The organism is Kitasatospora sp. NPDC022785 (genome assembly GCF_055561295.1).
Map to the genome: position 1 here is coordinate 99,809 of NZ_JBVHHB010000032.1, position 9,504 is coordinate 109,312.

Annotated in this window: 8 protein-coding genes; 5 read left to right on the top strand and 3 right to left on the bottom strand. The window is 72.6% G+C overall.

The window, feature by feature from the left end; translation table 11 throughout:
- Nucleotides 1-22: 22 nt before the first annotated feature.
- Nucleotides 23-1,081, bottom strand: a complete 1,059-nt coding sequence (locus tag ACZ3YO_RS35040; protein WP_465577645.1) for an ATP-grasp domain-containing protein — start codon at nt 1,079-1,081, stop codon at nt 23-25.
- A 176-nt stretch (nt 1,082-1,257) separates the two neighbouring features.
- Here ACZ3YO_RS35040 and ACZ3YO_RS35045 point away from each other — a divergent pair, with 176 nt between their 5' ends.
- Nucleotides 1,258-1,794 (top strand): NUDIX hydrolase, encoded by a 537-nt coding sequence (locus ACZ3YO_RS35045; protein ID WP_465577647.1) that lies wholly within the window; start codon nt 1,258-1,260, stop codon nt 1,792-1,794.
- A 137-nt stretch (nt 1,795-1,931) separates the two neighbouring features.
- Here ACZ3YO_RS35045 and ACZ3YO_RS35050 read toward each other — a convergent pair whose 3' ends face one another.
- Complete coding sequence (locus tag ACZ3YO_RS35050) at nt 1,932-2,624, bottom strand: hypothetical protein (RefSeq protein WP_465577649.1); 693 nt, start codon at nt 2,622-2,624, stop codon at nt 1,932-1,934.
- A 490-nt stretch (nt 2,625-3,114) separates the two neighbouring features.
- Nucleotides 3,115-4,236, bottom strand: a complete 1,122-nt coding sequence (locus ACZ3YO_RS35055; protein WP_465577651.1) for an ABC transporter substrate-binding protein — start codon at nt 4,234-4,236, stop codon at nt 3,115-3,117.
- A gap of 323 nt (nt 4,237-4,559) precedes the next feature.
- Between ACZ3YO_RS35055 and ACZ3YO_RS35060 the strand changes: the two genes are divergently transcribed.
- From ACZ3YO_RS35060 to ACZ3YO_RS35075, 4 genes are all read left to right on the top strand, one after another.
- Nucleotides 4,560-6,131 carry an APC family permease gene (locus tag ACZ3YO_RS35060; protein WP_465577669.1) on the top strand — a complete coding sequence of 524 codons (1,572 nt, stop codon included), beginning with the start codon at nt 4,560-4,562 and terminating at the stop codon, nt 6,129-6,131.
- A 175-nt stretch (nt 6,132-6,306) separates the two neighbouring features.
- On the top strand, nt 6,307-7,425 hold the full coding sequence (trpS, locus tag ACZ3YO_RS35065; protein ID WP_465577653.1) for a tryptophan--tRNA ligase: 1,119 nt from the start codon (nt 6,307-6,309) through the stop codon (nt 7,423-7,425).
- A gap of 87 nt (nt 7,426-7,512) precedes the next feature.
- Nucleotides 7,513-8,472, top strand: coding sequence for a S66 peptidase family protein (locus ACZ3YO_RS35070; protein ID WP_465577655.1), 960 nt, complete (start codon nt 7,513-7,515; stop codon nt 8,470-8,472).
- A 50-nt stretch (nt 8,473-8,522) separates the two neighbouring features.
- Nucleotides 8,523-9,212, top strand: a complete 690-nt coding sequence (locus ACZ3YO_RS35075; RefSeq protein WP_465577657.1) for a nucleoside/nucleotide kinase family protein — start codon at nt 8,523-8,525, stop codon at nt 9,210-9,212.
- The last annotated feature ends 292 nt before the right edge of the window (nt 9,213-9,504 follow it).

A 9,504-nucleotide genomic window follows, 5' to 3' on the forward strand; every position in this document is an offset into this window, starting at 1 on the left:
CGCACTGGGGCTGCCGAACGGGTCAGGCCGCGAGCAGGGAGGAGAGCAGCCCGGAGGCGTCGATCCCGCGCGGCAGGTCGCTGACCTGTCCGTCGCCCACCTCGACCACCCGCCAGCCGGAGCCGTCGGCCCGGCTGGCGAGGTCGGTGGTGACGAAGCGGCAGCCGAGGGCCCGGACCAGCGGCCGGACCGCGGTGAGATCGGGTTCGGCGGTCTGCCCGGGCGCGTCCGGGTGAGGTCCGACCAGTACGGGCTCACCGTCCAGCCACCACACCCGGGCTTCCACCGGCCGTTCCCCGGTCCCGCCGCGGCCCGGCGCATCCGAGGACCCGCCCGACGACCTACCCGAACGCCCCGCCCCTGTTCCGTCGCCCGGCCCCGCCCCTGCCCCCGGTCCGTCGCCCGGCTCCGCCCCTGCCCCCGGTCCGTCGCCCGGCTCCGCCACCGCTCCGGTGCCGCCCCCGTCCCCGGCCCGCGCGAACTCCTCGTAGCGGCGCAGCACCACACCGCCCGCCAGGTACTCGCCCTGCAGCTCGACGAAGCGCGCCACCACCCGCCCGACGGCGGCCAGGTCGGAGAGCTCGGGGAGGTAACAGGCCTCGTGCCACTCGTGCTTGCGGGACTTCACGTAGTCCTTGACGATCGCAGGCCCGCGCCCGCCCAGCCGGGCGACGGCGGCCGCCAGCTGCTCGGGACCGGGCCGGCCCGCCGCCGGCGCCAGTGGGATCCAGGTGCTCGGCGGTGTCGCACCCTCGAACACGCCGTACCAGCCGGGCAGTTCGTGCGCCGAGGCGTACCCGGGAGCGCTGGTCAGCAGGTTGGCGCCGCGGTCGGCCAGGGCGCGGGCGAAGGAGGCGTAATCGGCGGAGGGGATCATCCAACCCCGGTACCAGAGCGGGCCGGCGTCCCTCGGCACCCGGCGGATCGCCTCCGCGACGTCGCCGGCGAGCAGCGCGTCGTGGTCGACGAGGTGCTGCTCACCGCCCAACTCCCGCAGCGTCCGGGCCTCCCAGGCGAAGTGCGGGTCGGGCCGGCGCGGGTTGAGCGGGTCGGCCGGGAAGAGGATCGCTGGTGCGGGCATGGGCGTCAGAGTACGGCCACCGGACGTTCGCGTCGCCGCCAACACCCCTTCGCCCCGTGGTCGGTGCGGCACCGATGACCCCCGACTCCACGCCGGCAGGCCGCACTCAGCGCTCGCCTCCAAGGCCGCCCTCGATCCGCTCGACGCCCCGGCACCGGCCCTGCGAGAGTGATCCGATGCGAAATCTGCTGCGTCGTGCGAGGCGGACCCCCAGGCAAGCGGCCCGGACGGTGGTGCTGGACGGGAGTGGTTCCGTCTTCCTGCTCCGCTCGGACAACAGCGAGGTGGGTGTGCACTGGACGATGCCCGGCGGCGGCATCGAGGCAGGTGAGACACCGTGGGCCGGCGCCCGTCGCGAGCTCTGGGAGGAGACCGGCTGGACGGACCTCGAACCCGGGCCGCTGCTCTGCACCTGGGAGCACGACTTCACCTGGCACGGCACGCCCGTCCGCCAGCACGAGCACATCTACCTCACCAGCGGGCCGCACCGGGGCCCGGTCGGCGACGTCAGCGCGGTGCACGCCGTCGACCGGATCCTCGACTGGCGCTGGTGGACCCAGGCCGAGCTGGCCGACGAGGACGCCGACGCCCTCTGGCCGCCCAGACTCCCGGAGTTGCTGGCCGATGTCCGGGACGGCTGGCTAACCGACCGACGCGAACCGGTGCCCGTCCACCTCGGCTACATCCCGAACGCCCCGACCCCGGCCGCCTGACCGCCGAAACCGCACCGCACGGGCCCCGCACCCACGGGCGGACCCCGCACCACGGCCAGGCCATAGGGCGCCGAAGGCGCACCAGGGCAGAACCCGCCGAACACCGGACCCTTCGGTACGTCGGACCCGCGGTGCGTTCACGCCGGCCCGGTGGACGGCCGGCCCGGATCCTGGAGCGGCGGCCGCCCGCCGCGCCGGCCCGGCCGGGCAGCCTGGCCGGATTGCCAGCCGTGGAGGTCCAGCTCCCGGTCGTGCAACGCACCCGGGTTGATCAGCACCGACAGCTGCGCCCCGGCCAGCTGGTCGAAGGCGAGGCCGGTGGTCTCCAACAGGTGCTCGGTCGGCACCGAGACGGCGATGGCGGGCCGCCACGCGGGCAGCACCACCAGGACGGTGCCGCGGCCGATCCGTACCAGCTCGGCCGTCACCCGGACCGGCTGCCGTTCCTCGGGGCGGCCGGCGACCTCGGGGAGGTTCGGACTGCCGCCGATCAGGATGCCGAGCGGCGTCTCGGCCGCCGCGGTCACGACCCCCACCGCGGCCGTGGTTCCGACCGAAGCCGTGGTTCCGACCGCGGCCACGGCGCGGCCGGCGGGCGCGGCTCCGATCACGGGTGCGGCCGGGGCGGGCTCGACCACCGGGACGGCCGCAGACACCGCCGGAGCCGCCGCCCCACGCTTCTCCGCGACCGCGACCGCGACCGCGACCGCGGCCGCGACCTCGCCGGCCGACGCCACCTCGGGGTGCATCCGGCGCAGCCGCCGCGAGGGTGAGGGCCGCCTGGCCAGGGCGGTCCGCGAGTCCTCCTGCACGGCCCTCAGAACGGGCACGTCCTGGTCCGCCGTCGCCGGCACCGGTGGCTGGAGCCGTATGAGGCCCCCGTCGGAGGCCTGGGCAGACCCCTCCGCGCCGTCGCCGGCTCGCGGCCGGGGAACGGCGTCGGCCCGAGCACCGCCGGCCGCCACGGGCTCCGACGCCGCCACCGCGATCGAGCAGACGGCAGCGGGCGGGGCGGACAGGGCAGCGGCCGAGGCGGACAGGTCAGCGGAGAGTCGGCGGGCGCCGGACACGCCGCCCACGGGAAGGCCGGGGGAGGGCAGGCCGGCTGACGGCGGGTCGGAAGCGGTCGAGGTCTGGTCGAGCGTGGTCATCGGCACGAGCCCTTCGGGGTACGGTCCCGACGATCCTCCCGCACCCCGTGATCAGCTCCAAGCCGCTTTCCGCCGGGTGTGGGCGACGACACCCGGCCACCCTTCCCCGAGGCGGTCGCAGCCGCGGCCCGCCGCCACCCGCCGCCTCACCACCGCTCCGCCGTCCGCCTCAGGCACCCGGCACGACGAAGCCCTTCAGGTCGGCCAGGACGGCGTTGGCGGCGGTGACGCCGAGTCCGAGGAACCAGGTCTCGTCCGAAACCGGCCGGGCCTGACCGGACTTGACCGCGCCGAGGGTCTTCCAGAGCGGCCCGCCGAGCACGGCGTCCTGGTTGGTGGAGCTGGGCGTGCCGTAGACGCCGTAGAAGACCCAGTCGGCGTCGGCCTTGTCGATCTGCTCCGGACTGATCTCGACGGCCAGCTCCTTGACCTGCTCGATCCTGGGCTGCGGAAGCGGCACGTCGGCGAGGATGGTTCCGATGAAGGACAGCTCCGCGTACAGCCGGGTCTTGCCGGGCATGAACCGCAGTGGCGTGATCGTGGGCCGCTTGTCGCCCGTCTTGGCGCCGATCGCCGCGGCCGCCGCCTGGTAGGCGTCGAGCTGCGCCCTGGCCTCCGGCTCCAGGCCGAACGGGGCGGCGTTCAGCTGGAAGTTCTGCTTCCAGGGGTAGCCGGGACGCAGCGAGAAGACGGTCGGCGCGATCTTGGAGAGCTGTGCGTACTGGTCCTGGGCGCGCAGCTGGCTGCCGAGGATCAGGTCGGGCTTGAGCGCGGCGATGGCCTCCAGGTTGAGGCTGTTGATGGTGCCGACGTTGGCCGGGTTGCCGGCCTTGTCCTTGAGGTAGGACGGCATGTTCTTCGAGCCGTCGGTGTAGACGACGCCGACCGGCTGGAGGCCGAGGGAGACGACGTTGTCGAGCTCGCCGGTGTCCAGCACCACGACCCGGACCGGCTTGGCGGGGATGAGGGTTTCGCCCATGGCGTGCTTGATGGTGCGCGGGTAGACGCCGGGGGCAGCGTCTGTCCCGAAGCCCTTCATCTGCTCGATCACGGTGGCGTAGTCGTCGCCGCCCTGCTTGACCGACTTCTGGTCGGGTGACGAGCCGCCCGAGGCGCCGGAGGAGGTCTTCGTGGAGCTGGCGGCGGTCCCGCCGGACCCGCCCGAGCTGCCGCAGCCGGAGAGGAGTCCGCCCAGGCCGAGGGCGGCGCCGCCGGCGAGCCCGGCGGTGAGGAGCCTGCGGCGGGAGGGGGTGCGGCTGACGACGGTCCGGTCGGCGGGGTGGGGGGTCACACGACGCTCCTTCTCGATCGATGTTAGGTGAGGCAAACCTATCCAAACCCCCGGGAGGACCGATCGAGAGGCTGTCCAGGCGAGGGTCAAAACGTCTCAAGTCGTGACACAAGGGAGAAATCAACTCGCCATGAGCCCTTCGAAATCAAGGTACATGAGTTAACGCGCCATTAATCCATCGACCTTCCTCCTCTATCGGCAAATGAATCGAAGCAAGTGGTTCAGATCACCAAGGGTTGGCCTACACAACCTTCGGTGCACCCACCTAGGGTGCGCTGGTGTTTGATCAGCAGCTCTCAGAGCACGGAAGCAGCGGCTGGGCAATGGCGCCCGCCGCTCCGCAGGGTGCCCCGGTCAGTGGCGCCAGTGGTGGAGCCCCTGACCCGGGGGCGACGGGGGCAGCGGGGGACAAGGGCCTACGGGGCAACTCGGTCGGCCTTCTGAGCAGCGTGGTCCTGGGCGTCTCCACGGTCGCCCCGGTCTACTGCCTGACCGCGACGCTGGGCCCGACCGTCACCGCCGTCGGCGTCCAGATGCCCGCGGTCTTCCTGGCCGGCTTCCTGCCGATGCTGCTGGTCGCGTTCGCCTACAAGGAGCTGAACAAGGACTTCCCGGACTGCGGCACGTCCTTCACGTGGACGGTCAAGGCGTTCGGCCCCCGGGCCGGCTGGATGGCGGGCTGGGGCCTGACGGTCGCCACGATCATCGTGCTCTCCAACCTGGCCGGGGTGGCGACCGACTTCCTCTACCTGATGCTCGGCGAGATGACCGGCAGCAGCGGGATCGCCGGGCTGAACGACAACCAGGCCGTCCACCTCCTCACCGTGGTCGTGCTGATCGCCGCCGCCACCGCGATGAGTTATCGGGGCATGACGGCCACCAAGTGGTTCCAGTACAGCCTGGTCGGCCTCCAGCTGGCGGTGCTGCTGCTCTTCGCGGCCATCGCCATCGGCAAGGCCGCCGCCGGCGACCTGCCCGACTCGATCGGCTTCTCCGCCTCCTGGCTCGACCCGCTCCAGGTGACCTCGTTCAGCGCGTTCACCGCGGGCCTGTCGCTCTCGATCTTCATGTACTGGGGCTGGGACACCTGCCTCACGATGAACGAGGAGACCCTCGGCAGCGCCAAGACCCCGGGCCGGGCCGCGATGATCTCCATGGTCACCCTGGTCGGCTCGTACCTGCTGGTCGCGATCGCCTCCCAGATGTTCGCCGGCGTCGGCGCCGCCGGCAACGGGCTCGGCAACCCGGCCACCGCCGACAACGTCTTCGCCGCGCTGGCGCGCCCGGTACTCGGCTCGCCGTGGAGCGTCCTGCTCTTCCTGGCCGTCGTCGCCAGCGCCGCCGCCAGCCTGCAGACCACCTTCATCCCGGTCGCCCGCACCCTGCTCGCGATGAGCTCCTACCGGGCCGTCCCGCCGCGCTTCGGCTCCGTCCACCCGCGCTTCCGCACCCCCGGCTACGCCACCGTGGCCGCCGGCGCCGCCACCGCCGTCTTCTATGTCGGCATGAGTCTGATCAGCGAGAACGTCGTCCAGGACACCATCCTGGCGCTCGGCCTGATGATCTGCTTCTACTACGCGCTCACCGCCTTCGCCTGTGTCTGGTACTTCCGCCGCTCGCTCCTGGGCAGCCCGCGCGACCTCGTCCTGCGGGGCGTCGCCCCGCTCCTCGGCGGCGTGCTGCTCAGCGCCGTCTTCCTGCAGACCCTCACCGACGCCTGGGACCCGGAGTACGGCAGCGGCGCCGTCTTCGGCATCGGCTCGGTCTTCGTCATCGGCGTCGGAATCCTGCTGCTCGGCGGCGTCCTGATGACCTGGTACGGCGCGTTCCGGCCGGAGTTCTTCCGCGGCGAGACGCTCCGCAAGGACACGCCCGCCCTCGTCGTGGAGGACTGACGGGTATCCTCGGCACATGAAGTGCTTCGCAGGTCTCACCTGGTGGCCGTCCTAGGACGGCCACCAGCCACGCCTGAACAGGGCCGTCCGGATGGACGGCCCTGTTGCGTTTCCCCACGGGACGGGCCCGAGCCCCGGACGGCCGCCACCATCGCCGTACCGAGGAGAAACCCCCATGACCGCTCTCGTCTCCGCTGCCGCCGGTCTCACCGTGGCTGCCGCCGTCGATCCGACCGCCGCTCCCGCGGACGATCCGACCGCCGCTCCCGCCGCCGACCTGGACGAGCGCATCCGCCGGGACCCGGGCGCCCACCGCGTCCTCACCGGCGACCGCCCCACCGGCCCGCTCCACCTCGGCCACTACTTCGGCACCCTGCAGAACCGGGTCCGCCTCCAGCGCCTCGGCGTCGAGATGTTCGTCGTCGTCGCCGATTACCAGGTCATCACCGACCGCGACCTCGCCGACCGACTCGCCGAGCACACCGAGAACGTCGTCCTCGACAACCTCGCCGCCGGCCTCGACCCCGAGCGGGCGACGATCTTCATCCACAGCGCCGTGCCCGCCCTCAACCAGCTGCTGCTGCCCTTCCTCAGCCTGGTCAGCGTCGCCGAGCTGAGCCGCAACCCCACCGTCAAGGACGAGATCGCCCACTCGGGCCAGGCCGCCGTGAACGGTCTGATGTTCACCTACCCCGTCCACCAGGCCGCCGACATCCTCTTCTGCAAGGCAGACGTCGTCCCCGTCGGCCAGGACCAGCTGCCCCACCTCGAAGTCGCCCGCACCGTCGCCCGCCGTTTCGACGAGCGCTACCCGCACCCGGACGGCTCCGGCGTCTTCCCCCGCCCCGAGGCACTGCTCTCCGCCGCCCCGCTGCTGCTCGGCACCGACGGCGGCAAGATGAGCAAGAGCCGCGGCAACGCCGTCTCGCTCTGCGCCGACGAGGACGCCACCGCCCAGCTGATCAAGGGCGCCAAGACCGACACCGAGCGCCGGATCACCTACGATCCGGCCGCCCGCCCCGAGGTCTCCAGCCTCGTCCTGCTCGCCGCGCTCTGCCAGGACCGCGCGCCGGAAGCGGTCGCCGAGGAGATCGGTAACGGCGGCGGCGCCGCGCTCAAGCGCACGGTGACCGAGGCCGTCAACGAACACCTCCGCCCGCTCCGCGCCCGCCGCGCCGAACTCGCCACCGACCGCGGCTACGTCCGGCAGGTGCTGCGGGCGGGTGCCGAACGGGCCAACGCCGTCGCTGAGGCCACCCTTGCCGAGGTCAGGACAGTGATGGGGTCGATCTGAAGCCTGCGGGGCATATCTTGTCTGGTCGGCGCCGCACGGACGTCGCCGACCGGACACGAATCACCTCTTCCCGTAAGGAACCTGGCAATGGATCAGCGCACTCCCGCGCCCGCCCGAGGCCTGACCCGTCCGCCCCGCCTCCTCCCCGGAGACCGCATCGCCGTGGTCGCCCCCAGCAGCCCCATCGACCCCGAGCGGCTCACCGCCGGGTCCGCGATCCTGCGCTCCTGGGGACTGGAGGTCACGGTCGGCGACCACGTCCTCGACACCCACCCCACCCTCGGCCACCTCGCCGGCACCGACGCCGACCGGGCCGCCGACCTCCAGTCCGCCTGGCTCGACCCCGCCGTCGGCGCCGTCATCTGCGCCCGCGGCGGCTACGGCGTGCACCGCATGGTCGACCTGCTCGACTGGGACGCCATGCGCGCCGTACCGCCCAAGGTGCTGATCGGTTTCAGCGACGTCAGCTCGCTGCACGAGGCCTTCGCCCAGCGGCTCGGCATCGCCACGCTGTACGGGCCGATGAGCGCGGGCGCCTCCTTCATCGAGGACGGCCCGACCGCCGAACACCTGCGCCGCACCCTCTTCGACCCCGAGGCCACCACGGTCCTCACCTCGGCCACCGCCGAGACCCTCGTCCCTGGCCGCGCCCGCGGCATCACGGCGGGCGGCTGCGTCCACGTCATCACCGCCGAGCGCGGCACACCGTCCGCCCGGCCCTCCTACGCCGGCACCGTCCTCGTCCTGGAGGACGTCAACGAGCACCCGTACCAGCTCGACCGCCTCATCACCCAGCTCCTGCGCTCCGGCGCGCTCGACGGCGTCGCCGGCGTCGCCCTCGGCTCCTGGGAGGGCTGCGGCCGGCCCGAGCGGGTCAGGGAGGTCATGCTCGACCGGCTCGGCCCGCTCGGCATACCCGTGATCTGGGAGCTGGGTTTCGGCCACAGCCCCTCGACCCTGACCGTCCCGCTCGGCGTCCCCGCCCTCCTCGACGCCGACGCCGGCACGCTCACCCTGGAGACCCCGGCCCTCGCCCCGCGGGGGTGACGGCACGAGGGACCGGTCAGGAGGGCGCTCCTTCTCAGTAGGGTGCGCCCATGAACGAGGACACCCTCACCGACCCCGATCTCGCGGCGCTCGCCCTCGGTCTCCTCCGGGGCCCCGGCAGCAACGCCCGCACCATCCTCGGACTTGCCGGCCCGCCCGGGGCCGGCAAGTCCACCCTCGCCCGGCACCTGGTGGCCGAGGTCGAACGCCGTGAAGGCCCCGGCAGCGCCGCCTACCTCCCGCTCGACGGCTTCCACCTCTCCGCCGCCCAGCTCGACCGCGTGGGCCTGAGCCACCGCAAGGGCGCACCCGCCACCTTCGACGCCCACGGCTACGTCGCCCTGCTGCGCCGGGTCGCGTCGGACCGTTTCCAGGACATCTACGTCCCCGACTTCGACCGCGAGCTCGACGAACCCGTCGCCGCCAGTCACGTCGTCCCCCCGCACGCCCGGCTCGTCATCACCGAGGGCAACTACCTCGCCGCCGCCGAACACCCCTGGCCGGACGCCCGCCGCCTGCTGCGCGAGCTCTGGTACGTGGACGCCGACGACGCCGTGCGCGAGGAGCGCCTGATCCGCCGCCACCGCGCCGGCGGCCGCGACGAGGCCACGGCCCGGCACTGGGTCACCACCAACGATCACCCCAACGGCGAGTACGTGAAGGCCGGCCGCTCGCTCTGCACCCGGATCATCCGGGCCACCGGTTTGCCTCCCGTCCCAGACGGGCGTAGTGTTCTCTAGTCGCTCGGCAGGGAGCACCGGACACGCATCGGCGCGGACGGTCCCGGGGCGGCCAATCCCTAGAAACATCACTTCCCGGTTCGGGCTGGGTTGCGCCTTGTCTTTTTGACGGTGTGGCTCGGGTCTTATTCGGTGTGCCCGTTTATATGGATTGCGGCCGGATTCGCCTTTCGAGGCGGGGATGGGCTAGAGTTTGGAACGTCGGACGGGGCGTCAAGCCGCAGAAGACAGCAGCGAGTTGGATGAATGAAGCGCCGGAAACGGAGCGGAAAGCGTCTGGTAAGCTGGAAAC